Source organism: Streptomyces chromofuscus (assembly GCF_015160875.1).
In the GTDB taxonomy this organism is placed as follows: Bacteria; Actinomycetota; Actinomycetes; order Streptomycetales; family Streptomycetaceae; genus Streptomyces; species Streptomyces chromofuscus.
The window spans coordinates 1965116-1989590 of record NZ_CP063374.1 but is presented as its reverse complement, the minus strand read 5'-3'; the positions used below and the strand labels follow the sequence as shown (position 1 = coordinate 1989590).

At 71.2% G+C, this 24475-nt stretch carries 20 protein-coding genes and 2 pseudogenes; 11 read left to right on the top strand and 11 right to left on the bottom strand.

Annotation, left to right across the window (positions count from 1 at the left end):
* Window positions 1-9 precede the first annotated feature (9 nt).
* Both IPT68_RS08970 and IPT68_RS08965 read right to left on the bottom strand, forming a co-directional pair.
* Entirely contained in the window at window positions 10-762 is a 753-nt protein-coding gene (locus tag IPT68_RS08970; protein WP_189698846.1) for an ABC transporter ATP-binding protein, read from the bottom strand.
* Window positions 759-1274, bottom strand: coding sequence for a PadR family transcriptional regulator (locus IPT68_RS08965; protein WP_189698845.1), 516 nt, complete (start codon window positions 1272-1274; stop codon window positions 759-761). The genes IPT68_RS08970 and IPT68_RS08965 overlap by 4 nt, the downstream gene beginning before the upstream one ends.
* A 124-nt stretch (window positions 1275-1398) precedes the next feature.
* On the opposite strand from IPT68_RS08965, the gene IPT68_RS08960 reads away from it, so the two are divergent.
* The 5 genes from IPT68_RS08960 (at window position 1399) to IPT68_RS08940 (ending at window position 8041) form a co-directional block, all read left to right on the top strand.
* The gene (locus tag IPT68_RS08960) at window positions 1399-2670 is read left to right on the top strand and encodes an ABC transporter substrate-binding protein (RefSeq protein ID WP_189698844.1); all 1272 of its coding nucleotides are present in this window, start codon (window positions 1399-1401) and stop codon (window positions 2668-2670) included.
* 169 nt (window positions 2671-2839) lie between these two features.
* The gene (locus IPT68_RS08955; RefSeq protein WP_189698843.1) at window positions 2840-4468 is read left to right on the top strand and encodes a glycoside hydrolase family 13 protein; all 1629 of its coding nucleotides are present in this window, start codon (window positions 2840-2842) and stop codon (window positions 4466-4468) included.
* Between the two features lie 13 nt (window positions 4469-4481).
* Window positions 4482-5807, top strand: a complete 1326-nt coding sequence (locus tag IPT68_RS08950; RefSeq protein WP_189698842.1) for an ABC transporter substrate-binding protein — start codon at window positions 4482-4484, stop codon at window positions 5805-5807.
* A gap of 5 nt (window positions 5808-5812) precedes the next feature.
* Window positions 5813-7171 carry a carbohydrate ABC transporter permease gene (locus IPT68_RS08945; RefSeq protein WP_189698841.1) on the top strand — a complete coding sequence of 453 codons (1359 nt, stop codon included), beginning with the start codon at window positions 5813-5815 and terminating at the stop codon, window positions 7169-7171.
* A 30-nt stretch (window positions 7172-7201) separates the two neighbouring features.
* Window positions 7202-8041, top strand: a complete 840-nt coding sequence (locus IPT68_RS08940; protein ID WP_189698840.1) for a carbohydrate ABC transporter permease — start codon at window positions 7202-7204, stop codon at window positions 8039-8041.
* Window positions 8042-8113: 72 nt separating this feature from the next.
* On the opposite strand, the pseudogene pgl reads toward IPT68_RS08940, so the two are convergent.
* The 5 genes and pseudogenes from pgl to tkt form a co-directional block, all read right to left on the bottom strand.
* Window positions 8114-8890, bottom strand: a pseudogene (pgl, locus tag IPT68_RS08935) (6-phosphogluconolactonase); the annotation flags it as partial.
* On the bottom strand, window positions 8887-10026 hold the full coding sequence (gene opcA / locus IPT68_RS08930) for a glucose-6-phosphate dehydrogenase assembly protein OpcA (RefSeq protein WP_189698839.1): 1140 nt from the start codon (window positions 10024-10026) through the stop codon (window positions 8887-8889). The pseudogene pgl and the gene opcA, both read right to left, overlap by 4 nt.
* The gene (zwf, locus tag IPT68_RS08925; protein WP_189698838.1) at window positions 10023-11561 is read right to left on the bottom strand and encodes a glucose-6-phosphate dehydrogenase; all 1539 of its coding nucleotides are present in this window, start codon (window positions 11559-11561) and stop codon (window positions 10023-10025) included. The genes opcA and zwf overlap by 4 nt, the downstream gene beginning before the upstream one ends.
* Before the next feature lie 4 nt (window positions 11562-11565).
* Complete coding sequence (tal, locus tag IPT68_RS08920; protein WP_189698837.1) at window positions 11566-12684, bottom strand: transaldolase; 1119 nt, start codon at window positions 12682-12684, stop codon at window positions 11566-11568.
* 34 nt (window positions 12685-12718) lie between these two features.
* Window positions 12719-14806 carry a transketolase gene (gene tkt / locus IPT68_RS08915; RefSeq protein WP_189698836.1) on the bottom strand — a complete coding sequence of 696 codons (2088 nt, stop codon included), beginning with the start codon at window positions 14804-14806 and terminating at the stop codon, window positions 12719-12721.
* 358 nt (window positions 14807-15164) lie between these two features.
* Between tkt and IPT68_RS08910 the strand changes: the two genes are divergently transcribed.
* The 4 genes from IPT68_RS08910 (at window position 15165) to IPT68_RS08895 (ending at window position 18522) form a co-directional block, all read left to right on the top strand.
* Complete coding sequence (locus IPT68_RS08910) at window positions 15165-16133, top strand: heme o synthase (protein WP_373300605.1); 969 nt, start codon at window positions 15165-15167, stop codon at window positions 16131-16133.
* 71 nt (window positions 16134-16204) lie between these two features.
* Window positions 16205-16516 (top strand): hypothetical protein, encoded by a 312-nt coding sequence (locus IPT68_RS08905; protein WP_189698835.1) that lies wholly within the window; start codon window positions 16205-16207, stop codon window positions 16514-16516.
* A 143-nt stretch (window positions 16517-16659) separates the two neighbouring features.
* The gene (locus IPT68_RS08900) at window positions 16660-17766 is read left to right on the top strand and encodes an amidohydrolase family protein (RefSeq protein ID WP_189698834.1); all 1107 of its coding nucleotides are present in this window, start codon (window positions 16660-16662) and stop codon (window positions 17764-17766) included.
* Between the two features lie 18 nt (window positions 17767-17784).
* Complete coding sequence (locus IPT68_RS08895; RefSeq protein ID WP_189698833.1) at window positions 17785-18522, top strand: nucleotidyltransferase domain-containing protein; 738 nt, start codon at window positions 17785-17787, stop codon at window positions 18520-18522.
* Here the strand turns inward: IPT68_RS08895 and IPT68_RS08890 are convergent.
* From IPT68_RS08890 to IPT68_RS08875, 4 genes and pseudogenes are all read right to left on the bottom strand, one after another.
* Entirely contained in the window at window positions 18477-19502 is a 1026-nt protein-coding gene (locus tag IPT68_RS08890) for a COX15/CtaA family protein (RefSeq protein ID WP_189698832.1), read from the bottom strand. The genes IPT68_RS08895 and IPT68_RS08890 overlap by 46 nt on opposite strands.
* Before the next feature lie 55 nt (window positions 19503-19557).
* Window positions 19558-20274 carry an ABC transporter permease gene (locus IPT68_RS08885; RefSeq protein ID WP_189698981.1) on the bottom strand — a complete coding sequence of 239 codons (717 nt, stop codon included), beginning with the start codon at window positions 20272-20274 and terminating at the stop codon, window positions 19558-19560.
* A 59-nt stretch (window positions 20275-20333) separates the two neighbouring features.
* The gene (locus IPT68_RS08880; RefSeq protein WP_189698831.1) at window positions 20334-21257 is read right to left on the bottom strand and encodes an ABC transporter ATP-binding protein; all 924 of its coding nucleotides are present in this window, start codon (window positions 21255-21257) and stop codon (window positions 20334-20336) included.
* Window positions 21247-22096: pseudogene (locus IPT68_RS08875) on the bottom strand (aminoglycoside N(3)-acetyltransferase). Before IPT68_RS08875 ends, IPT68_RS08880 begins: the two are co-directional and overlap by 11 nt.
* Window positions 22097-22268: 172 nt before the next feature.
* On the opposite strand from IPT68_RS08875, the gene IPT68_RS08870 reads away from it, so the two are divergent.
* Entirely contained in the window at window positions 22269-23006 is a 738-nt protein-coding gene (locus IPT68_RS08870; protein WP_189698830.1) for a helix-turn-helix transcriptional regulator, read from the top strand.
* On the top strand, window positions 23003-24424 hold the full coding sequence (gene sufB, locus IPT68_RS08865; RefSeq protein WP_189698829.1) for a Fe-S cluster assembly protein SufB: 1422 nt from the start codon (window positions 23003-23005) through the stop codon (window positions 24422-24424). The genes IPT68_RS08870 and sufB overlap by 4 nt, the downstream gene beginning before the upstream one ends.
* The last annotated feature ends 51 nt before the right edge of the window (window positions 24425-24475 follow it).

The following is a 24475-nucleotide window of genomic DNA, read 5'->3' as shown; positions in this document are numbered from 1 at the left end:
ACACGCCGATCAGTCCCTCAGCTCCAGCACCCCGGACGCCCCCACCCGGCGCGACGGTGTGCCGGTCAGCTCCGCGTCGTCGGCGATGCGTCCGTCGAAGAAACTGATGACGCGGTCCGCGGCGCTCGCCAGCCGGGCGTCGTGGGTGACCAGCAGGATGGTTTGACCGCGCTGGTGGAAGCGGGACAGCAGCCGCATCACCTCGCGGGTGCCCCTGCTGTCCAGGCTGCCGGCGGGTTCGTCGGCCAGCAGCAGCGGCGGATGGTTGACCAGGGCGCGGGCCAGCGCGACCCGCTGCTGCTCACCGCCGGACAGCTCGCCCGGCATGCTGCGCTCCTTGCCGTCCAGACCCAGCTCGGCCAGCAGTGCCTCCCGCTCGGCCCGCGCCCGCTTCGGCGGGACCCCGGCGAGGAGGGCGGGCAGCTCGACGTTGTCGGCGACCGAGAGGTTGGAGACCAGGTTGAAGAACTGGAAGACGATGCCGATGCGACGGCGGCGCTCCACGGCCCAGCGCGCCTCGCTGTAGGAGTCCGTGCACTCGCCGTCCAGCCAGATGCTGCCGCTGTCCGGGCGCTGGAGCCCGCCGAGCAGATGCAGCAGCGTCGACTTGCCCGCGCCGGACGGGCCGGTCACGGCCACGAACTCGCCGCTCCGCACGCACAGATCGACCCCGCGCACGGCGTGCGCCGGGGCGCCCTCGCCGTGGTGCGTCTTGACCAGGCCCTCGGCGCGCAGCGCGGGAGTCGGGCGGTGCTCGCTCACTCCGGCTCCTCCAGTTCCTCCTGGCAGCGCTCCAACCAGTCGAGGTCGGCCTGCAGATGCAGCATCGCGCCCTCGATCAGCAGCTGGGCGATGCGGTTGTCCCGGTTCTCGGCGGCGGCCAGCTTCGACAGGCTGCGCATGGTGTTCAGGTACTGACGCCGCTGTTTGTTGATCAGCGCGATCTGGTCGGCCAGCCCGGTCTGCGGGGCGAGCGCGAGCTTCATGAAGAACTCGTCCCGGACCCGCGGTTCGTCCGCCGTCTCCTCGTACCAGGCGTGCAGCGCCTCCCGCCCGGCGTCGGTGAGGTGGTAGATCTTCTTGTTGGGCCGGCTCGACTGCTCGATCTCCTCGCCCTCGATCAGTCCCGACTTCTCGAGGCGGCCGAGGGTGACGTAGATCTGGCCGATGTTGGGCTGAGGGTACGCGGCGCCCAGCAGTTGCTCAAGGTCCTGCTTGAGCTCGTAGCCGTGGGCCGGGCCGCGCGCGAGGAGTGCCAGGAGGGGCAGGCGCACTCGTGCTCTCCTCCTCGCGTTCGTTCAGTGTGCTCCACGCCCTAGTATCGCCCATACCTAACAGGTATACATGGCGTCTGACTCCGGGCGAAGGGGCCCGGTGCCGGTGCACAGGGAGGAACCTATGCGGTGGATACGTGCCGCCGGTAGGGGCCTCCTCGTCCTCGTCGTCGTGCTGACCGGTTACGTCGCCTCCGGCGCCCGCGCCGACGACCGCGCCGCGGGCGGCCGTGGCCCGCTCACGCTGGCCACCGCGGGAGACCTCACCGGCTATCTCGGTCCCCTCCTCGGGGACTGGAACCGCACTCACCCCGGCGAGAAGGTCACGCTCGTCGAGCTGCCGGACTCCGCCGACGAGACCCGCGCGCAGATGATCACCGACCTGCGCGGCGGCGCCCGCGGCCGCTTCGACGTCCTCAACATCGACGTCGCGTGGACCTCGGAGTTCGCTGCGGCCGGCTGGATCCGCCCGCTGCCCCGCGACCGCTTCCCGCTCGGCGCCTTCCTGCCGCCGGTCGTCGACACCGCGACCTACGACGGGCGGCTGTACGCCGTGCCGTACGTCACCAACGCCGGGCTGCTGCTGTACCGCAAGGACGTCCTCGACAGGGAGGACGTGCCGCCGCCGCGTACCTGGGCCGAACTGGAGCGGGCGGCGCGGACCGTCGCCCCGAAGTACGGCCTCGACGGCTACGCCGGGCAGTTCCTGCCGTACGAGGGCCTCACCGTCAACGCGGCCGAGGCCGTGTACTCGGCGGGCGGCACGATCCTCGGCGACGAGGGCGAACGCGTCACCGTGAACTCGAACGCGGCCCGCGAGGGCCTCGGCTTCCTGGCCCGCGGCGTGCGCGAGGGCTGGATCCCGCAGCAGGCGCTGACCTACAAGGAGGAGGAGTCCAAGCAGGCCTTCCTCGACGGCCGCCTGCTGTTCCTGCGCAACTGGCCCTACGCCTACGCCACCGCCTCGGCCGCGGGGTCCCCGCTGGCCGGCAAGGTCGGCGCCGTGCCGCTGCCCGGGCCCGACGGGCCGGGCACGAGTGTGCTCGGCGGCTCCAACCTGGCCGTCGGCAGCCACGCGCGCCACCCCGACACGGCCGCGCGCCTGATCGCGTACCTCACCAGCGAGCCCGTCCAGCGCCAGGTGCTCACGCGCGGCGCGCTGCCGCCCGTGAGGGCCGCGCTGTACGAGGACCCTGAGCTGGTCCGGGACTTCCCCTATCTTCCGACGCTGCGCACCAGCGTCCTGACGGCGGCGCCGCGCCCCAAGAGCCCGCGCTACGACCAGGTCAGCCTGGTGGTGCAGGCGGTCGTGCGCGACGCGATGACCGGGCGCGGGACGCCCGAACGCGCGGTGCGGCGCCTGGCGCGCGAACTGGCCGCCATCTCCAGCCGATAGTTACCTGTTAAGTAACGCCGACATCTCAACTGCCTGCGAGATGTCCGGTTAGCTACCCATATGGTCTGGTCAACTCCTCGGTAGCTTGCGCCCATTCGTTGACACCCTCGCGACACACCTACTTAACATGCATGCATAACAACCGAGCTCGTAGAGATGGATCAATGGGTTGAACAGGCACCACTGGTGGCGCGATGCGGTGATCTACCAGGTGTACGTCCGCAGCTTCCTCGACAGCACCGGGGACGGCATCGGCGACCTCGCCGGGGTCCGCGCCGGGCTGCCGTACCTGAAGAAGCTCGGTGTCGACGGCATCTGGCTGAGCCCCTTCTACCCGTCGCCGCAGCACGACCACGGGTACGACGTGGCGGACTACTGCGACGTCGACCCGCTGTTCGGCGACCTCGCCGAGTTCGACCACCTGGTGCGCGCCGCCCGGCGGCTCGGCGTCAAGGTGCTGCTGGACATCGTCCCGAACCACTGCTCCAGCGAGCACCCCTGGTTCCGCGAGGCCCTGGCCTCGCCGCCCGGCAGCGCGGCACGCGCCCGGTTCCACTTCGCCGACGGCCGCGGCCCCGACGGCGCCGAGCCGCCCAACAACTGGCACGCCATGTTCGGCGGCCCGGCCTGGACCCGGGTCCCCGACGGCCAGTGGTACCTGCACATGTTCACGCCCGAGCAGCCCGACTGGAACTGGCGCAACCCCGAGACCGGCGCCGAGTTCGACCGCGTCCTGCGCTTCTGGCTCGACCGCGGCGTCGACGGCTTCCGCATCGACGTGGCCGCCGGCCTCTTCAAGCACCCCGACCTGCCGGACTCGGACGACCCGGAGGCCGACGCCCGCACCCGCGACTCGGTCAACCCGCTCGCCTGGAACCAGCCCGAGGTGCACGACGTCTGGCGGCGGTGGCGCGCGACCTGCGACGAGTACGCCGCCCGCGACGGCCGCGAGCGGCTGCTGGTCGGCGAGGTGTCCGTGCCGACCGCCCGCGAGCACGCGCTGTACGTCCGCCCGGACGAACTGCACCAGGCCTTCTTCTTCGACCTGCTCGGCGCCCCCTGGAACCCGGACGCCTTCCGCAAGGTCATCTCCGAGGCCATGCAGGACATCGCCGGCACCGGCTCCACGGTCACCTGGGTCCTCAACAACCACGACCAGGTCCGCACCGTCACCCGCTACGGCGAACCCGCCCCCGAGGGCAGCGGCCTCGGCGCCGCCCGGGCCCGCGCCGCCGCCCTGCTGATGCTGGCACTGCCCGGAGCGGCGTACATCTACCAGGGCGAGGAACTGGGGCTGCCCGAGGTCGTCGACCTGCCCGACGACGTGCTCACTGATCCGATCTTCCACCGCACCGGCAGCCGGGCCCGGATCCGCGACGGCTGCCGGGTGCCGCTGCCCTGGTCGGGGCAGGCCTCCCCGTTCGGCTTCACCTCCGGCGTCGAGGGCGTCAAGCCGTGGCTGCCGCAGCCGGACTGGTTCGCCGAGCACGCCACCGACCGGGCCCTCGCCGACACCCGCTCCTTCTGGCACCTGTACCGCGACGGCCTGCAACTGCGTTCCTCACTGCCGCAGTTGGGAGAGGGCACGCTGCGCTGGCTGGAGACCCCGCCGGGCGTGCTGGCCTTCGTCCGCGGCGACGACCTGGTCTGCGCCGTGAACTTCGGCACCGCCCCCACGCCCGCGCCGGTCTCCGGCACCCCCCTGCTGGCGAGCGGGCCCTGCCCCGAGGCCGGGGTGCTGCCCGGCTCCACCGCCGTCTGGTGGATCACCGACCCCTCGTCAACTCCCAACCCCTGAAGGGACATCAACGATGATGCGACGACGTACCACCCTGCTCACCGGCTGCACCGCCCTCGTCCTGGCGCTCGGCGCGACCGCCTGCGGCGGCGGCCCGGTCGCGGCCGGCGGCGGTGACAAGGCGCTCAGCGGCCAGACGGTCACCGTGGCGGGCGTGTGGTCCGGCAGTGAGCAGGAGAACTTCCAGAAGGTGCTGGACGCCTTCACCGAGAAGACCGGCGCGAGGACCCAGTTCGTGTCCACCGGGGACAACGTCTCCACCGTCGTCGGCAGCAAGATCGAGGGCGGGAACGCGCCCGACGTGGTGATGGTCCCGCAGGTCGGCGTGCTCCAGCAGTTCGCGAAGGAGGGCTGGCTCACGCCGCTGTCCAAGACCGCGCAGGGCGCCGTCGACGCCAACTACGCGGACGTCTGGAAGACGTACGGCAGCGTCGACGGCACGCTGTACGGCCTGTACTTCAAGGCCGCCCACAAGTCGACCGTCTGGTACAGCCCCGACGCCCTCGCCCAGGCCGGGGTCGAGCCGCCGACGACGTACGAGGACATGCTGAAGGCCGGGCAGACCGTCTCCGACTCCGGGCTCGCCGCCTTCTCGGTCGCCGGCCAGGACGGCTGGACCCTCACCGACTGGTTCGAGAACATCTACCTCTCCCAGGCCGGGCCGGAGAAGTACGACGCGCTCGCCGCGCACGAGCTGAAGTGGACGGACGCGTCGGTGGTCGACGCGCTGACCACGCTCGGCAAGCTGTTCAAGGACAAGCAGCTGATGGCCGGCGGGCAGAAGGGCGCCCTCAACACCGACTTCCCGGGCTCGGTGGAGAAGGTGTTCGGGCCGAAGCCCGAGGCCGGCATGGTCTACGAGGGCGACTTCGTGGCGGGTGTCGCCAAGGACCAGTTCGGCAAAACCATCGGCGAGGACGCGAACTTCTTCCCGTTCCCCGCGGTCGGCGGCGGTGACGCCCCGGTCGTCAGCGGCGGCGACGCGGCCGTCGTCCTGAAGGACGGCAAGAACGCCGAGGCCGGGATGCAGCTCGTGGAGTACCTCGCCACCCCCGAGGCCGCGGCGGTGTGGGCCGGGGCGGGCGGCTACCTGTCCCCGAACAAGAAGGTGGACCTCGCCTCCTACGGCGACGACGTCACCCGGGCCACCGCCGAGTCCCTGGTCGGCGCGGGCGACTCGGTCCGCTTCGACATGTCCGACCAGGCGCCGGCGGCCTTCGGCGGCACCAAGGGCGCCGGCGAATGGAAGATCCTGCAGGACTTCCTGCGCGACCCGTCCGACCCGAAGGGCACCGCCGCCGAGCTGGAGGCCGCGGCGGCCAAGGCGTACGGGAACTGACGGCCATGACCGCAACGCTCGTGACAGACGCGAGCCCTCCGGCCGCCGCGGGTGCCGGGAAGACCCGGCGCCCACGGCGGCGCGGGCCGGTCGTCGCCCTGCTCTTCGTCCTCCCCGCCCTGCTCCTGCTCGGCGCCCTCGTCGTCTACCCCGTGCTGTTCTCCGTCGGCCGCAGCTTCTTCGACGCGTCCGGCACCCGGTTCGTGGGCGGCGGCAACTACACCGAGATGTTCCGCGACCCGGCGACGCTGAAGGCCGTGCGCAACACGGCGATCTGGGTCGTCGTGGCGCCGGCGCTGCTGACCGGGCTGGGGCTGATCCTCGCCGTCCTGGTGGAGAAGGTCCGCTGGGCGACGGCGTTCAAGCTGCTGTTGTTCATGCCGATGGCGGTGTCCTTCCTGGCCGCCGGCATCATCTTCCGGCTCGCCTACGACGAGGACCCCGACAAGGGCGTGCTGAACGCCGCCGTGGTCTCCGTCCACGACGTCTTCCAGGGCACGTCGTCCTACCCGACCGCGCGGGCCCGCGACGGCCAGGGGATGACGAAGGAGGCGGACGGCGCGTACCGGACGACCGCGAACGTCTCGCCCGGGGACACGGTGGCGCTCGGCCTGGTCGGTGTGCTGCCCGGCGACCTGCCCGACGGTGCGCGGCCCGCGCACGGGGCGGCCTCGCGGGAGGCGGGCCCCGACGAGCTGCGCGGCGTCGTGTACCTGGACTTCACGCCCGGCGGGGGAGGAGAGCAGGGCCGGGTCGACCGGCAGGAGAGCGGGCTGCCCGAGATGACGGTCGAGGCGGTGCGCGACGGGAGGACGGCCGGTACGACGACCACCGCGTCCGACGGCTCCTTCCACTTCGCCGGGCTGGAGCCCGGCTCGTACGCGGTGCGGCTGCCCGCCGCCAACTTCGCCCCGCCCTACGAGGGCATCTCCTGGCTCGGGCCCGCGCTCGTGACGCCCGCGATCATCGGGGCGTACCTGTGGATCTGGACCGGTTTCGCGATGGTGCTGATCGGCGCGGGGCTGTCCACGCTGCCGCGGGACGCGCTGGAGGCGGCGCGGATGGACGGCGCCAACGAGTGGCAGATCTTCCGCAGGATCACCGTGCCCCTGCTCGCGCCGGTGCTGACGGTGGTGTTCGTGACGCTGGTGATCAACGTGATGAAGGTCTTCGACCTCGTCTACATCATCGCGCCCGGCCCGGTGCAGGAGGACGCCACCGTGCTGGCGACGCAGATGTGGCTGGTGTCCTTCGGCGGGGGCAACGACCAGGGCCTGGGCAGCGCGCTGGGCGTCCTGCTCCTGCTCCTGGTGATCCCCGCGATGGTCTTCAACGTCCGCCGTTTCCGCAGCAGTCAGCGATGAAGGAGAGTCAGCGATGAAGGGCAGTCAGCGATGAACGCCGTCCGACGGGGCCTGGGCAACAGCCTGGTCCAGGCCTTCCTCGTGGTGGTGGGCCTGATCTGGCTCACCCCGCTGGCCGGGCTGTTCCTCTCCTCCCTGCGGTCCGCCGAGGACACCGCGAAGGGCGGCTGGTGGACGGTGTTCACGAGCCCCGGCCAGCTGTCCTTCGACAACTACACGGCGCTGCTGGGGAACTCCGGGATCACACAGGCCTTCTGGAACACGGTCCTGATCTCCGTGCCGACGACGGCACTGGTCGTCGTCGTCGCGGCCCTCGCCGGATACGCCTTCGCCTGGCTGGACTTCCCCGGCCGTGAGCCGCTGTTCCTGCTGGTGGTGGCGCTGCTGGTGGTGCCGGTGCAGATCGGCCTGCTCCCGGTGGCCAAGCTCTTCGGCCGGCTGGGCCTGTTCGGCACGATCCCCGGCGTGGTGCTCTTCCACGTGGCCTACGGTCTCCCGTTCGCGGTGTTCCTCCTGCGCAACTACTTCGCCGAGATGCCGAAGGAGATGCTGGAGGCGGCCCGGATGGACGGCGGCAGCGAGTGGTGCATCTTCACCCGCCTGGTCCTGCCGGTGGGCCGGCCGGCCATCGCCAGCCTCGCCATCTTCCAGTTCCTGTGGGTCTGGAACGACATGCTGGTCGCCCTGCTCTTCGCGGACAGCTCCTCCCAGCCGCTGACCGTGGAACTGCAGTCCCAGATCCGTCAGTTCGGCAGCAACATCGACGTCCTGGCCCCCGGCGCCTTCGTGTCCCTGATCGTGCCGGTCGCGGTGTTCTTCGCCTTCCAGCGGCACTTCGTGCAGGGGGTGATGGCGGGGTCGGTCAAGTAGGCCTGCCGCCCGACGTGGCCCGTCCGTACGGGGACCCGCGCCGCTGGGTCGACGAGACGCCCCGAGACACGACGACGCCGGTGGGTACAGCGACCTCGGGAGTTCCGAGGCCGCCGCCGCGTCCAGCAGCCACAGGGTGCGGGCGCGGCCGTACGCGCCGGCCGCCGGGGCCTGGATCTCGCCCGCGCCGGACAGGGCGATCGCCGCCGCCCGAGCCTTGTCCTCGCCCGCCGCAAGCAGCCACACCTCACGGGCCGCCCGGATCGCCGGGAGGGTGAGGGTGATGCGGGTCGGCGGGGGCTTGGGGGCGCCGTGGACGCCGACCACCGTGCGGTCCGTCTCCCGTACCGCGGGCAGCTCCGGGAACAGGGACGCCACATGGGTGTCCGGTCCGACGCCCAGCATCAGGACGTCGAACGTCGGCACCGGCGCGTGGTTCTCCGGTACCGCCGCCCCGGCCAGTTCCTCGGCGTAGGCGACCGCCGCCGCGTCCACGTCCGAGCCGTACGGACCGTCCGACGCGGGCATGGCGTGCACGCGCTTCGGGTCCAGCGGCACGGAGTCGAGGAGCGCCTCGCGGGCCTGGGTGACGTTGCGCTCCGGGTCGCCCTCGGGCAGGAAGCGCTCGTCGCCCCACCACAGGTCCAGGCGGGACCAGTCGATGGCGTCGCGGGCGGGCGCGGCGGCCAGCGCGGCCAGCAGACCGTTGCCGTTGCGGCCGCCGGTCAGGACGACGGAGGCGGTCCCGCGCGAGGCCTGGGCGTCCACGATCTTCGTGATCAGCCGGGCCGCGGCGGCCTGCGCCATCAGTTCCTTGTCGCGGTGGACGACCAGTTGGGGTGTGCTCACTTCGTCGCCGCCTTCCTCACCGGTGCCGGCGCCGCCGCTTCCTTCGCGGGTGCTTTCGCGGCAGTCTCGACGGGAGCCGGGACCGCTTCGGCCTCGCCTCCGGCTCCGGCCGCGCCGCCGTCCGCCGCGCCTTCTCCTTTGGCCGGCGACGCCGCGGCCAAGGCCTCGGCCGACGGCTCCTCGGCCGACGGCAGTACTGCAGCCGGGGCGGACGCGTTCAGCCGGTTCACCCCGTACCGCAGCGCCGACGCGTACGTGTCGTCCGGGTCCAGCCGCCGCAGTTCCTCCGCGATCAGCTCGGCCGTGTCCCGTCGCTTCAGCGCCACCGCCCGGTCCGGCTGGCCCTGGATGGACAGCGTGGCCAGCGAGCCGTCGGCGCGGTCGAGGCTGATCGGGCCGCAGTCGGTGTCCATCCGGACCGCCGTGAGGCCCGGCCCCGCGGACAGCGAGCGCCGCACGGGGACGTCCAGCCGGTCCGCGAGCCACATCGCCAGCAGCTCACAGCTCGGATTGAACTCCTCGCCCTCGACCTCGACACCGCGGACCTCGCAGGCGACCTGGTCCAGGGCCGCCGCCAGCATCGAGCGCCAGGGCGTGATGCGGGTCCAGGACAGGTCGGTGTCGCCGGGCGTGTAGCTGCCGGCGCGGGCGGACAGCTCCCGTACCGGCTGCTCGGCGGCGTAGGTGTCGGTGACCCGGCGCTGAGCCAGCGCGCCGAGCGGGTCGCCCGCCGGGTCCAGGGGCGCGTTCACCGGCCACCAGACGACCACCGGGGCGTCCGGCAGCAGCAGCGGCAGCACCACCGACTGCGCCTGGTCGGCCACCTCGCCGTACAGCCGCAGGATGACCGTCTCGCCGGTGCCCGCGTCGGCGCCCACCCGCACCTCGGCGTCGAGGCGGGAGTGCGTGCGGTCCCGGTGCGTGCGCGAGACGCGCCTGATGACGACCAGGGTGCGCGAGGGGTGCTCGCGCGAGGCGTCGCCGGCGGCCTTGAGCGCGTCGTAGGCGTTCTCCTCGTCGGTGACGACGACCAGGGTCAGGACCATGCCGACGGCGGGCGTGCCGATGGCGCGGCGGCCCTGCACCAGCGCCTTGTTGATCTTGCTCGCCGTGGTGTCGGTGAGGTCTATCTTCATGGCCGGCGCCAGCTCCGTCCGTCTCGTTCGAGCATCTCGTCCGCCTCGACGGGTCCCCACGTCCCGGCCTGGTACTGCGCGGGCCTGCCGTTGCCGTCCCAGTACTCCTCGATCGGGTCGAGGATCTTCCAGGACAGCTCGACCTCCTCGGTGCGCGGGAAGAGGTTCGAGTCGCCCAGCAGGACGTCCAGGATCAGCCGTTCGTACGCCTCCGGGCTGGACTCCGTGAAGGACTCGCCGTACGCGAAGTCCATGGAGACGTCCCGGATCTCCATCGAGGTGCCCGGGACCTTGGAGCCGAAGCGGACGGTGACGCCCTCGTCGGGCTGGACGCGGATGACGATCGCGTTCTGACCCAGTTCCTCGGTGGCCGTCGCGCCGAAGGGCGAGTGCGGGGCGCGCTGGAAGACCACCGCGATCTCGGTGACGCGGCGGCCGAGGCGCTTGCCGGTGCGCAGGTAGAACGGAACGCCCGCCCAGCGCCGGTTGTCGATCTCCAGCTTGATCGCGGCGTACGTGTCGGTCTTCGACTTGGCGTCGATGCCGTCCTCTTCGAGGTATCCGATGACCTTCGCGCCGCCCTGCCAGCCCGCCGCGTACTGGCCGCGCACGGTGTCCCGGCCCAGGTCCTTGGGCAGCTGCACGGCGCCCAGCACCTTGGTCTTCTCCGCGGCCAGCGCGTCCGCGTCGAAGGAGGCGGGCTCCTCCATGGCGGTCAGCGCGAGCAGCTGCAGCAGGTGGTTCTGGATGACGTCCCGGGCGGCGCCGATGCCGTCGTAGTAACCGGCCCGGCCGCCGATGCCGATGTCCTCGGCCATGGTGATCTGGACGTGGTCGACGAAGGACCGGTTCCAGATCGGTTCGAACATCGTGTTGGCGAAGCGCAGCGCCAGGATGTTCTGGACGGTCTCCTTGCCCAGGTAGTGGTCGATCCGGAAGACCTGGTCCGGGGCGAACACCTCGTGCACGACCTTGTTCAGCTCCTCGGCCGACTCCAGGTCGTGGCCGAACGGCTTCTCGATCACCGCGCGGCGCCAGGAGCCCCGCTGCTGGTCGGCCAGCCCGTGCTTCTTCAGCTGCTGGATGACCACCGGGAAGGAGCGCGGCGGCACGGAGAGGTAGAAGGCGAAGTTGCCGCCCGTGCCCTGCGCCTTGTCCAGCTCGTCGATGGTGGAGCGCAGCCGTTCGAAGGCGTCGTCGTCGTCGAAGGTGCCCTGGACGAAGCGCATCCCCTGGATGAGCTGCTGCCAGACCTCCTCACGGAACGGCGTACGGGCGTGCGCCTTGACCGCGTCGTGGACCTCCTGTGCGAAGTCCTCGTGGGCCCACTCGCGGCGGGCGAACCCGACCAGCGAGAACCCCGGCGGCAGCAGACCCCGGTTCGCGAGGTCGTACACCGCGGGCATCAGCTTCTTCCGTGACAAATCGCCCGTGACACCGAAGATGACCAGGCCCGACGGCCCCGCGATGCGCGGGAGCCGTCGGTCTGCGGGGTCACGGAGCGGGTTCGCCCCGGAACCGGCGAAGGGGGACAAGGTGTCAGCCCTCCGAAGGCGCGAGGCGCTTCAGCTCGGCCTCGGTCGACTTCAGCAGGTCGACCCAGGACGCCTCGAACTTGTCGACACCCTCGTCCTCGAGAAGCTGGACGACGTCGTCGTACTTGATCCCGAGCTGCTCGATGGCGTCGAGGTCGGCCCGGGCCTGCTCGTACGTCCCGGCGATGGTGTTGCCGGTGATCTCGCCGTGCTCCTCGGTGGCCAGCAGGGTGGCCTCGGGCATGGTGTTGACGGTGTTCTGGGCGACCAGGTCGTCGACGTACATGGTGGCCTTGTACGCCTTGTCCTTCACGCCGGTCGACGCCCACAGCGGACGCTGCTTGTTGGCGCCGGCGTTCTCCAGCGGGCTCCAGCGGTCGGAGGAGAAGACCTCCTCGTACGCCTGGTAGGCGAGCCGGGCGTTGGCGACGGCGGCCCTGCCGCGCAGCGCCTTGGCCTCGTCGGTGCCGAGCGCGTCGATCCGCTTGTCGATCTCGGTGTCCACCCGGGACACGAAGAAGGACGCCACCGAGTGGATCTTCGAGAGGTCCAGGCCCCGCTCCTTGGCCTTCTCCAGGCCGGAGAGGTAGGCGTCCATCACCTCGCGGTAGCGCTCCAGCGAGAAGATCAGCGTGACGTTGACGCTGATGCCGTTGCCGATCGTCTCGGTGATCGCCGGCAGGCCCGCCTTGGTGGCCGGGATCTTGATCAGGGTGTTCGGCCGGTCCACCAGCCAGGCCAGCTGCCGGGCCTCGGCGACGGTGGCGCGGGTGTTGTGCGCGAGCCGCGGGTCGACCTCGATCGACACCCGGCCGTCCTTGCCGCCGGTGGCGTCGAAGACCGGGCGCAGGATGTCGGCGGCGTCGCGGACGTCCGCCGTGGTGATCATGCGGACGGCCTCCTCCACGGTGACCTTGCGGGCGGCGAGGTCGGTGAGCTGCTGCTCGTACCCGTCGCCGCTACTGATCGCCTTCTGGAAGATCGTCGGGTTGGTGGTGACGCCCACGACGTGCTGCTGGTCGATCAGCTCGGCGAGGTTGCCGGACGTGATCCGCTTGCGGGACAGGTCGTCCAGCCAGATCGCGACGCCTTCATCGGAGAGGCGCTTCAGTGCGTCTGTCATGGAAAATGCATCTCCTACGTGTCGTATATGAGCGTCAGCGCTGGGTGGCGGCGATCGATTCCCGGGCCGCCGCGGCCACGTTTTCGGCAGTGAAGCCGTATTCGCGGAAAAGGACCTTGCCGTCGGCCGAAGCACCGAAGTGCTCCAGGGAAACGGTGCGTCCGGCGTCCCCCACGTACTTGTGCCAGGTCAGACCAATGCCCGCCTCGACCGAGACGCGGGCCTTCACGGACGGCGGCAGCACGCTGTCCCGGTACCCCTGGTCCTGCTCCTCGAACCACTCCACGGACGGCATCGACACCACGCGCGTGGGCACGCCGTCGGCCTGGAGCTGCTCGCGCGCCTCGACGGCCACGTGCACCTCGGAGCCGGTCGCGATCAGGATGACCTGGGGTTCGCCGCCCTCGGCCTCGAACAGCACGTAGCCACCGCGCGCCGCGTCCTCGTTCGGCTCGTACGTCGGTACGCCCTGGCGGGTCAGCGCGAGGCCGTGCGGGGCGCCCTTGCCGTACTCCTTGGTGTACCGCTTGAGGATCTCGCGCCAGGCGATCGCGGTCTCGTTGGCGTCCGCCGGGCGGACCACGTTCAGACCCGGGATCGCGCGCAGCGAGGCCAGGTGCTCGACCGGCTGGTGCGTCGGGCCGTCCTCGCCGAGGCCGATGGAGTCGTGCGTCCACACGTACGTCACCGGCAGGTGCATCAGCGCCGAGAGGCGGACGGCGTTGCGCATGTAGTCGGAGAAGACCAGGAACGTGCCGCCGTAGATCCGGGTGTTGCCGTGCAGCGCGATGCCGTTCATCTCCGCGGCCATGGAGTGCTCGCGGATGCCGAAGTGGACCGTGCGGCCGTACGGCTGGGCCTCCGGCAGCGGGTTGCCCGCCGGGAGGAACGACGACGTCTTGTCGATCGTCGTGTTGTTCGAGCCGGCGAGGTCGGCGGAGCCGCCCCACAGCTCGGGGACGACCGCGCCGAGCGCCTGGAGCACCTTGCCGGACGCGGCCCGGGTGGCGACCGCCTTGCCCGCCTCGAAGACCGGGATCTTCTCCTCCCAGCCGGTGGGCAGCTCGCCCTTGGCGACCCGGTCGAACTCGGCGGCACGCTCCGGGTTGCTGTCGCGCCACTCCTGGTACGACTTCTCCCACTCCGCCTTGACCTGTCGGCCCCGCTCCAGCGCCTGCCGGGTGTGGCCGAGCACCTCGTCGGACACCTCGAAGGTCTTCTCCGGGTCGAAGCCGAGGACGCGCTTGGTGGCCGCGACCTCCTCGTCGCCGAGCGCCGAGCCGTGCGCGGCCTCGGTGTTCTGCGCGTTCGGGGCGGGCCAGGCGATGATCGAGCGCAGCGCGATGAACGACGGCCGGTCCGTGACCTTCTTGGCCTGCTCGATCGCGTTGTAGATCGCGTGCGGGTCCAGGTCGCCGTCCGGCTTCGGGGCCACGCGCTGGACGTGCCAGCCGTACGCCTCGTACCGCTTGACGGTGTCCTCGGAGACGGCGGTCTCGGTGTCGCCCTCGATCGAGATGTGGTTGTCGTCCCACAGCAGGATCAGGTTGCCGAGCTGCTGGTGGCCGGCGAGGGAGGACGCCTCGGCGGAGATGCCCTCCTGGAGGCAGCCGTCACCGGCGATGCAGTAGATGAAGTGGTCGAACGGGGACTCGCCCCGCGGCGCCTCCGGGTCGAACAGGCCGCGCTCGTAGCGGGCCGCCATCGCCATGCCGACCGCGTTGGCGACACCCTGGCCGAGCGGCCCGGTGGTGGTCTCGACGCCCACGGTGTGGCCGTACTCGGGGTGACCCGGGGTCTTGGAGCCCCACGTCCGGAAGGCCTTCAGATCGTCCAGCTCCAGGCCGAAGCCGGCCAGGTACAGCTGGGTGTAGAGGGTCAGGGACGAGTGCCCGGCGGACAGGACGAAACGGTCCCGCCCGACCCAGTCGGCGTCCGCCGGGTCGTGCCGCATCACCTTCTGGAAGAGGGTGTAGGCGACCGGCGCCAGGCTCATCGCCGTACCGGGATGGCCGTTGCCGACCTTCTGTACGGCGTCGGCGGCCAGGACGCGGGCGGTGTCGACGGCCCGCTGGTCCAGCTCGGTCCACTCGAGGTCTGTGGTGGTCGGCTTGGTGCTCACCCTGAGTCAGGGCTCCTCTCCACATGTCGAAGGCCGGTGTCCTGGGCGTACACCGGCTGCCGGTGCACATGGCGCCCACCGGCCGTTGTCGAGCCTACCCCCGTAAGAACGTGCCTTTTTTCGCGTCATTCAAGACTGCCGGGAGTGTCGTGGATCCGCCTCCCGACCGGGTCATTCCGCATTCGGCAAGTGAATACGAAGCCGCTCATCCGACTGCTCAATCGACGCTTCCGACGCACGTCGGAGCGCGCTGTCCAACACGACCCCACCCCCGCGAAGGTCGCGGTATGGGCAACGTCTACAGTGGCGTGGTACGCGCGAGCCTTTACCCGGACTTCACACGGGCCGGCTCGCTGGGATGTCTCTGTCAGGGGTGTGCGTGACGGCCGTTGAATCCCGTCCTGCGGGGGTTATCGGGACGAGCCAGAGCCCGAGTCACCGGCCGTTCGGGGCCCGTGTCAAGGCGTTCGTGGCGCTGACCAAGCCACGGATCATCGAGCTGCTGCTGATCACCACCGTGCCGGTGATGTTCCTCGCCGAGCAGGGCGTGCCGGACCTCGGCCTCGTGCTGGTCACCTGTCTGGCCGGGTACCTCTCCGCGGGCGGCGCCAACGCGCTGAACATGTACATCGACCGCGACATCGACGCGCTGATGGACCGCACCTCGCAGCGTCCGCTGGTCACCGGGATGGTCAGCCCTCGCGAGTGCCTCGCCTTCGGCATCGCCCTCGGGATCGCGTCGACGCTGCTGTTCGGCCTCGCCGTCAACTGGCTGTCGGCGTGGCTCGCCCTCGGCGCGCTCCTCTTCTACGTCGTCGTCTACACGATGATCCTCAAGCGCCGGACCTCGCAGAACATCGTGTGGGGCGGCATCGCGGGCTGCCTGCCGGTGCTGATCGGCTGGACGGCGGTGACGAACTCGCTGTCGTGGGCGCCGCTCGTCCTGTTCATGGTGATCTTCTTCTGGACGCCGCCGCACTACTGGCCGCTGTCGATGAAGGTGAAGGACGACTACGCGCGTGTCGGCGTGCCGATGCTGCCGGTCATCGCGTCGAACAAGGTCGTCGCCAAGCAGATCGTGATCTACAGCTGGGTCATGGTCGCCGTCTCGCTGCTGCTGACCCCGCTCGGCTACACCGGCTGGTTCTACACGCTGGTCGCGCTGGCGGCGGGCGGCTGGTGGCTGTGGGAGGCGCACGCGCTGCAGAACCGGGCGAAGGCCGAGGTGACGGGCACGAAGCTGAAGGAGATGCGGCTGTTCCACTGGTCCATCACCTATGTGTCGCTGCTGTTCGTGGCGGTGGCGGTGGACCCCTTCCTGCGGTAGACGCCGCCTGAGGCGGGCGTCACGCCCACCGTCCGTCGCAGGTCGCACTACTCGTCGGTAGCATCCTGTTCATGGGAGACACGCAGCAGGTGGACGAGCGCCGGGTGACCCGGCTCGCCAAGCAGATCAGCGCCTTCGCCAAGGCGCACGGAGGGGCCGAGGCCCAGGTCGCCTATCTCGGGCAGCGCGGCGCCCGGATCGTGCTGGTCGGCGAGGACGGCGGCTGGGGCGACCTGGTGGCGCCGTCGTACGCGACCGCCGAGAAGGCGGTGGAGAAGTCCGGCCTCACCGCCCACGAGTCCTTCGACGGCGACTTCGCGGCGAAGGTGAAGACCGGCCCGTACGAGTGGAAGCGGATGGCCGGAATCCAGATCGGCGGCTGAGCGGTCCGTCTTTCCGGGCTTTTCTTCGGCCTTCCCGGGTATTTCCCCGGACGTTTTTGCGGCGGCGCGTCGGACGCAACACCTGACACCCGGTTCACCCGTTAGGACTCGTAGGAGTACGTGGTCCAGTCCCGGGAGTCCGGATGATCGAAACGCCGTCCCTCGTGGACCAGTACTGCCACGGTGTCCTGAGAACGGAGCTGGGCCTCGGCACCTTCGAGGCCCAGCTGGCCCGCACCGAGGGCCCGCCCGCCCCCGGCACCACCCTCTTCGACACCCAGACCGGCTTCGCGGTACGCCGCTGGTGCCCCCCTCTGCTGGGCCTCGAGCCGCACTGCTCGCCCGCCCGCTATCTCGCCCGACGCCGTGAACTCGGCGTGCTGGAGGCGGCCCGGCGCCTGCTGCGCGGCAGCGGCATCACCACGTACCTGATGGACACCGGGCTGCCCGGCGACCTCACCGGCCCCACCGAGATGGCCTCGACGGCGACCGCGCAGGCGCGTGAGATCGTCCGGCTGGAGCTGCTGGCCGAGCAGGTCGCCGACACCTCCGGCACGGTCGAGTCGTTCCTGGCGAACCTCGCCGAGTCGGTGCACGGGGCCGCCGCGAACGCCGTCGCCTTCACCTCCGTCGCCGGCGTCCGGCACGGTCTGGCGCTCGCCCCCGAGCCGCCCGGGGCGGGCGAGGTACGGGGCGCGGCGGGCCGCTGGCTGGCCGGCCGCCGGGTCGGCGGCGAGCTGAGCGACCCGGTCCTGCTGCGGCATCTGCTGTGGATCGCGGTCGCCTCCGGCCTGCCCCTGCAGCTGCACGCCGGGCTCGGCGAACCCGGCCTGCGCATCGACCGCACGGACCCGGTGCTGCTCACGGACTTCGTGCGCGCCACGGCCGGCATGGGAACCGACCTGGTCCTGCTGCACGGCTACCCGTACCACCGGCACGCCGCCCACCTCGCCGGCGTCTTCCCGCACGTCTACGCCGACTCCGGCGCCGCGCTGGTGCGCACCGGCGCCCGCGCCGCCACCGTCCTCGCCGAGATCCTGGAACTGGCGCCCTTCGGCAAGATCCTCTTCTCCAGCGGCGCCCAGGGCCTGCCCGAGCTGCACGTCGTGGGCGCCCGCCTGTTCCGCGAGGCGCTGGCCCGTGTGCTCGGCACCTGGGTGGCCGAGGGCGCCTGGTCCCTGGCGGACGCCCAGCGGGTCGCGGGCCTGATCGCGGCGGGGAACGCGCGCAGGGTGTACGGGCTGGACTGAGCTGTTCAGACTGGTCGGATGCCGACCCAGGACCTGCTCGACCGCTTCCTCGCCGAGCTCCGGCCGCTCGAGCCGCTCGCCGTCTGGGCGCACGGTTCGCTCGCCGGTGGCGACTACCAGGAGGGCCGTAGCGATCTCGACCTGATCGCCGTGCTGCCGAGACCCGTGACGCCCGTGACCGCATGGCGGGTGGCGGCACTGCACAGCCGACTGCGTGCCGAGCCCCTCGCCGCCGCTCTGCACTGCAGCTATATGACGCCCGGTGCGTCGGCCGACTCCCGGCGACCGCATCTCACCTGGGCGCACCGGCAGCTGCTGCGCCGCCCGGTCACCCCCGTGACCCGTCGGGAACTGCACGCCTTCGGCCGGGTCCTGCACGGCGTCCGGCCGACGGACGTCCTCCCGCCCGTCACGGACCAGGAGCTGAACGGCTTCGTCGTACGCGACCAGCGGGACTTCTGGCGGCCCGCCGTACGCCGGGCGCCGCTGTGGACGCACGACGTCTGGGTCGACGTGGGGCTGACGACCTTCGCCCGGGCCGCCGTGACCCTGCGGGACGGGCGGTTGATCACCAAGCGGGAGGCGCTCGAGGTGCTGCCCGGCCTCGGGGCGCCCGCGGAGGTGGTCGAGGACGTCCGCGGGCGGCGGTACGGCGATCCCGCGCCGCCCGGCCCGGAGTGGACGGCGCGGCGGACCGAGCTGACGCGGAACTACCTGGGACCGGCGATCGACGCGCTGGTGGCGGCGTACTCCTGAGGAGCGGCTACGTCGCCCGGCGTCTCCACCGGGCGCTCCCGCAGGGCCAGGACCACGCGCAGGACCGCGATCCACACCAGGCACGAGCCGAGCATGTGCAGGCCGACCAGCAGCTCGGGCAGGTCCATGAAGTACTGGACGTACCCGATGACGCCCTGGGCGAGCAGGACCAGGAACAGGTCGCGGGTGCGGTCCAGCGGGCCGCGCGGGGCGTCGACGGCCTTCAGGACGAACCACAGCGCGAAGGTCAGCGTCACCACGATCCACGCCAGGACCGCGTGCACCTTGCTGACCATCTCCCAGTCCACCGGCATGCGCGGCACGTCGCTTGAGTCACCCGCGTGCGGGCCGGCGCCGGTGACGACCGTGCCCACCATCACCAGCAGGACGCTCGCGGCGACCAGGCACCACACCAGCTGCCGCACGGCCTTGCCGACCAGCGGCCGTGCCGCACCGTCGCCCTCCCGGGTCCGCTGCCACATCACCGCGGCGACCGTGATCAGTGCGGTCGTGGCGAGGAAGTGGGCGGCGACCGTGTACGGGTTGAGGCCGACCAGCACCACGATGCCGCCGAGCACGGCGTTGCTCATCACGACCCAGAACTGTGCCCAGCCCAGCCGGGTCAGACCGCGCCGCCACGGCTTCTGGGCACGGGCGGCGATGATCGCCCAGCCGACCGCCGCGCACAGCACGTACGTCAGCAGGCGGTTGCCGAACTCGATGACGCCGTGCAGGCCCATCTCCCGCGTGGTGGCCAGGGAGTCGGCCGTGCACTTGGGCCAGGTCGGGCAGCCGAGGCCCGAGCCGGTCAGCCGCACCGCGCCGCCGGTGACGACGATGACCACCGACATGACGAGTGCGACGAGAGCCGCCCGCTGAACCGTCCTGGTGGTGGGGGTCCAGCGTGCGGCGATGAAGGCGAGCGGGTTGCGCAGGGCCGCTTCGGCGTCGGCGCGGGTCAACTTTGGCACGCCCACCATCGTAGGGGGCTGCTTGTGCACACGTTCACGAGGGGTCGGCCCGGGCCGTCGCGCGCTACTCCCAGCGGAAGAACCGGCCCGCCGCCGCCAGGCCCACGACCGACCAGCCGGCCAGGATCGCCAGGTCTCCCCACGGCATCCCGGCGCCGTGCTGGAGCACGTCCCGCAGCCCGTCCGACAGCGCCGCGATGGGCAGCAGGCCCAGCACGCTCTGCGCGGCGTCCGGGAACCTCTCCAGCGGGACGACGACGCCCCCGCCGACGAGCAGCAGGAGGAAGACCAGGTTCGCGGCGGCCAGCGTCGCCTCCGCCTTGAGCGTGCCCGCCATCAGCAGACCGAGCCCGGAGAAGGCGGCCGTGCCGAGGACCAGCAGGAGCAGGACGGCGAAGGGGTTGCCCTGCGGCGACCAGCCCAGCGCGAGCGCGATCACCGTCACCAGGATCACCTGGAGCACCTCGACGACCAGCACGGACGCGGTCTTCGCCGTCATCAGGCCCCAGCGCGGGAGCGGCGTGGAGGCCAGCCGCTTCAGCACGCCGTACCGGCGTTCGAAGCCCGTCGCGATGGCCTGGCCCGTGAAGGCCGTCGACAGCACGGCGAGCGCGAGAATGCCGGGGGCCAGGAAGTCGACGGCCCTGCCCTCGCCCGTGTCGACGATGTCGACGGTGCTGAAGAGCACCAGCAGCAACGTCGGGATGATCACCGTCAGCAGCAGCTGCTCGCCGTTGCGCAGCAGCATCCTCGTCTCCAGCGCCGCCTGCGCCGCGATCATGCGGGGGAGGGGGGCCGCGCCGGGCCTGGGTGCGTACGTCCCGTTCTCGGCCGTGGTGGTCACGAGCGCAGCTCCTTGCCGGTCAGCTCCAGGAAGACGTCCTCCAGCGTGTGCCGTTCCACCGAGATCCGGTCCGGCATCACCCCGTGCTGGGCGCACCAGGACGTCACCGTCGCCAGCAGCTGCGGGTCGATCTTGCCGACGACCCGGTACGACCCCGGCGTCAGCTCGGCGGCGGCGCAGTCCGCGGGGAGCGCCTTGAGCAGCGAGCCGACGTCGAGGCCCGGGCGGCCGGTGAAGCGCAGCGTGTTCTCGGCGCCGCCGCGGCACAGCTCCTCGGGGGAGCCCTGGGCGATGACCCGGCCCGCGTCGATGATCGCGACGTCGTCGGCGAGCTGCTCGGCCTCGTCCATGTAGTGGGTCGTGAGGATGACGGAGACGCCGTCGGCACGCAGCTCGCGCACGAGGTCCCAGGTGGCCCGGCGTGCCTGCGGGTCGAGCCCCGCGGTGGGCTCGTCCAGGAACACCAGCTCCGGGCGGCCCACCACGGCCATGGCCAGCGCCAGCCGCTGCTGCTGGCCGCCGGACAGGCGGCGGTAGGCGGTGCGGCCGCAGGAGCCGAGGCCGAGGCGTTCGATCAGGGCGTCCACGTCGAGCGGGTGCGCGTGCAGCCGGGCCACATGGCGCAGCATCTCGTTCGCGCGGGCACCGGAGTAGACGCCGCCGGACTGGAGCATCACGCCGATCCGCGGCCGCAGCTCGCGGGACTGGCGCACCGGGTCGAGGCCCAGGACGCGCACCGTGCCGGAGTCCGGCCTGCGGTACCCCTCGCAGGTCTCGACCGTGGTGGTCTTGCCGGCCCCGTTGGGACCGAGCACGGCGGTGACGCCCGGCCGGGCCTCGAGGTCCAGGCCGTCGACCGCGGTCCTGTCGCCGTACCGCTTCACCAGGGCCTGCACCTGGACCACGGGCTCACTTCGCATGGGTCCAGAGTCTAGGTACGTGCCCGGTCCCTCGGACGGGCGGGTGCGGGAAGTCCTCCTCACGGGGCCGGTGCACCGCCAGCCACCGCTGTGCCCACGCCACCGCGTCCGCCACCGGGAACAGCCGCGCCTCGGCCGCCCCGACCCGGCCCCGTACGACGGGACGGTCCCGCTCGACGTCGTGGCCCGGCTCGTCGAAGCGCTCGGAGGAGATGGACACCTCGGTCACCACCTCCCGGCCCGCCGGCCCCGGCCGCCCCACCTCGACGAGCGGGGCCGGTGTCCGGTATACGGCGAGATGGAAGCTGGTGCACGCGGCGTAGCCGCGGCCGAGCAGCAGCCCCCGGGCGCGGAGCGCCTCCAGCCGGGCCGGCGGGCTGCGCTCGCCGAGCCGGCAGTCGGTGGCGTGGCCGTCGACGATCCCGGCCGCGTGGGGGCCGAGCGCCGCGAAGGACGTCTGCGGATGGGCGCTGCGCAGCGCACGGCCATCGGCGGACGGTCTCGGGGATCACGCCCACCCCGCGGGTCGGGGTGATCAGGGCGTCGTACGCGGGCAACGTGGCCCGGATCGTCGCCCACCACTGCCCGGGCACCGGCGGGTGGGCCCGCACGGCCGGGTCGACAGGTGGCCGGACTGGGTGGGCACCACGAGCGTGCCCTGCGGGCCGATCGCGTCGATCAGGCCCTGGACGACCGCGACCGTGCCTCCGCAGACCCAGCCGAGCGCCCGGAGGGAGGAGTGGACGAGCAGGGTCTCGCCCGCCCGGACACCGAGCGCCCCCAGCTCGGCGGCGACGGAGTCACGGGTCACAAGGGCCGGTCGGAGGGGGTGTGGGCATGGTCCGGGAGTGTTCCGGACGGGCCGCGGAGAGGCCGCCGCAACTTCCGCGCCGTGATCGATCAGAGATCGTTTTCGCAGGTCGGATTAGGTTTGCCTAAGTGACGCAGGGCACCTTCCGCCGCCATGGACGCCGCTTGCCTGCCTCTGAGGAATTACGCAACAATGGCGTTGTGAAAAACGTCGGCGAGGCTCGGGAGACCCCCACGGGGACCCCTCAGGAGGAGCTCGCGACCGGGGAGCGCTCAACGCGCAACCGGGTCGCGCGGTCCATCCTGGACCACGGCCCGTCGACCGTCGCCGAACTCGCCGCACGGCTCGGACTCACCCAGGCGGCCGTACGCAGGCACCTGGACGCGCTCGTCGCCGACGACGTGGTCGAGGCGCGCGAGCAGCGGGTCTACGGGGCGCGGACGCGTGGCCGGCCCGCCAAGGTGTTCGCGCTCACCGACTGCGGCCGGGACGCCTTCGACCAGTCCTACGACAAGCTCGCCGCCGATGCGCTGCGCTGGATCGCCGAGCGTGAGGGCGGCAGCGAGGCGGTCGCCGCATTCGCCCGCGCCCGTATCGCCGCCCAGGCGAACGCGTACCGCACGGCCGTCGAGTCCGCCGCCCCCGACAAGCGGACGGAAGCGCTGGCCAAGGCCCTCAGCGTGGACGGGTACGCTGCTACGGCGCGCAGCGCGCCCACCGGCGAGCAGCTGTGTCAGCACCACTGCCCAGTCGCCCACGTCGCCGAGCAGTTCCCGCAGCTCTGCGAGGCCGAGACGGAGATCTTCGCCGAGCTGCTCGGCACCCACGTCCAGCGGCTGGCCACGATCGCGCACGGCGACGGTGTCTGCACGACGTTCGTTCCCAAGACTTCCACGACCCACAACACTGCAAGCACGGCCGGGAGGAACCCCGCATGACTCTCCCCACGGAGACTGCCCACCCCGAACTCGAGGGCCTGGGCAAGTACGAATACGGCTGGGCCGACTCCGACGAGGCCGGCGCCGCAGCGAAGCGCGGCCTGAACGAGGACGTCGTCCGGGACATCTCCTCGAAGAAGTCCGAGCCGGAGTGGATGACCAAGCTCCGCCTCAAGGGCCTGAAGCTCTTCGAGAAGAAGCCCATGCCGAACTGGGGCTCGGACCTGTCGGGCATCGACTTCGACAACATCAAGTACTTCGTGCGCTCCACGGAGAAGCAGGCGGAGTCCTGGGAGGACCTGCCCGAGGACATCAAGAACACGTACGACAAGCTGGGCATCCCCGAGGCGGAGAAGCAGCGCCTCGTCGCCGGTGTCGCGGCCCAGTACGAGTCCGAGGTCGTCTACCACCAGATCCGGGAGGACCTGGAGGAGCAGGGCGTCATCTTCCTCGACACCGACACCGCGCTGAAGGAGCACCCGGAGCTCTTCAAGGAGTACTTCGGCACGGTCATCCCGGCCGGTGACAACAAGTTCGCCGCGCTGAACACCGCCGTGTGGTCCGGCGGCTCCTTCATCTACGTCCCGAAGGGCGTGCACGTCGAGATCCCGCTCCAGGCCTACTTCCGCATCAACACGGAGAACATGGGCCAGTTCGAGCGGACCTTGATCATCGTCGACGAGGGTGCCTACGTGCACTACGTCGAGGGTTGCACGGCCCCGATCTACAAGTCGGACTCGCTGCACTCCGCGGTCGTCGAGATCATCGTCAAGAAGAACGCCCGCTGCCGCTACACGACCATCCAGAACTGGTCGAACAACGTCTACAACCTGGTCACCAAGCGCGCCGTCGCCTACGAGGGCGCGACCATGGAGTGGATCGACGGCAACATCGGCTCCAAGGTGACGATGAAGTACCCGGCCGTCTACCTGATGGGCGAGCACGCCAAGGGCGAGACCCTCTCCATCGCCTTCGCGGGCGAGGGGCAGCACCAGGATGCCGGCGCCAAGATGGTCCACATGGCCCCCAACACCTCCTCCAACATCGTCTCCAAGTCGGTGGCGCGTGGCGGTGGCCGTACCTCCTACCGCGGTCTCATCGAGATCGGCGAGGGTGCCCCGGGTTCCAAGTCCAACGTGCTGTGCGACGCGCTGCTCGTCGACACCATCTCCCGCTCGGACACATACCCGTACGTCGACGTCCGCGAGGACGACGTGTCCATGGGCCACGAGGCGACCGTCTCCAAGGTCTCCGAGGACCAGCTCTTCTACCTGATGAGCCGCGGTCTGAGCGAGGACGAGGCGATGGCGATGATCGTGCGCGGCTTCGTCGAGCCGATCGCCAAGGAGCTGCCCATGGAGTACGCCCTCGAGCTCAACCGGCTGATCGAGCTGCAGATGGAAGGCGCGGTCGGCTAAGACCGCCCTCCGGCAGCCTCCCGATTTCTAGACGTAGGAAAGAGAGCACAA

What these genes read in the sequence shown, in the direction of transcription:
- IPT68_RS08960 (WP_189698844.1), top strand. Translation starts at nt 1,399, where the DNA reads ATGCGGTGGATACGTGCCGCCGGTAGGGGCCTCCTCGTCCTCGTCGTC.
- IPT68_RS08950 (WP_189698842.1), top strand. Translation starts at nt 4,482, where the DNA reads ATGATGCGACGACGTACCACCCTGCTCACCGGCTGCACCGCCCTCGTC.
- IPT68_RS08945 (WP_189698841.1), top strand. Translation starts at nt 5,813, where the DNA reads ATGACCGCAACGCTCGTGACAGACGCGAGCCCTCCGGCCGCCGCGGGT.
- IPT68_RS08940 (WP_189698840.1), top strand. Translation starts at nt 7,202, where the DNA reads ATGAACGCCGTCCGACGGGGCCTGGGCAACAGCCTGGTCCAGGCCTTC.
- opcA (WP_189698839.1), bottom strand. Translation starts at nt 10,026, where the DNA reads ATGAAGATAGACCTCACCGACACCACGGCGAGCAAGATCAACAAGGCG.
- tal (WP_189698837.1), bottom strand. Translation starts at nt 12,684, where the DNA reads ATGACAGACGCACTGAAGCGCCTCTCCGATGAAGGCGTCGCGATCTGG.
- IPT68_RS08910 (WP_373300605.1), top strand. Translation starts at nt 15,165, where the DNA reads ATGTCTCTGTCAGGGGTGTGCGTGACGGCCGTTGAATCCCGTCCTGCG.
- IPT68_RS08905 (WP_189698835.1), top strand. Translation starts at nt 16,205, where the DNA reads ATGGGAGACACGCAGCAGGTGGACGAGCGCCGGGTGACCCGGCTCGCC.
- IPT68_RS08900 (WP_189698834.1), top strand. Translation starts at nt 16,660, where the DNA reads ATGATCGAAACGCCGTCCCTCGTGGACCAGTACTGCCACGGTGTCCTG.
- IPT68_RS08895 (WP_189698833.1), top strand. Translation starts at nt 17,785, where the DNA reads ATGCCGACCCAGGACCTGCTCGACCGCTTCCTCGCCGAGCTCCGGCCG.
- IPT68_RS08890 (WP_189698832.1), bottom strand. Translation starts at nt 19,502, where the DNA reads ATGGTGGGCGTGCCAAAGTTGACCCGCGCCGACGCCGAAGCGGCCCTG.
- IPT68_RS08885 (WP_189698981.1), bottom strand. Translation starts at nt 20,274, where the DNA reads ATGATCGCGGCGCAGGCGGCGCTGGAGACGAGGATGCTGCTGCGCAAC.
- IPT68_RS08880 (WP_189698831.1), bottom strand. Translation starts at nt 21,257, where the DNA reads ATGCGAAGTGAGCCCGTGGTCCAGGTGCAGGCCCTGGTGAAGCGGTAC.
- sufB (WP_189698829.1), top strand. Translation starts at nt 23,003, where the DNA reads ATGACTCTCCCCACGGAGACTGCCCACCCCGAACTCGAGGGCCTGGGC.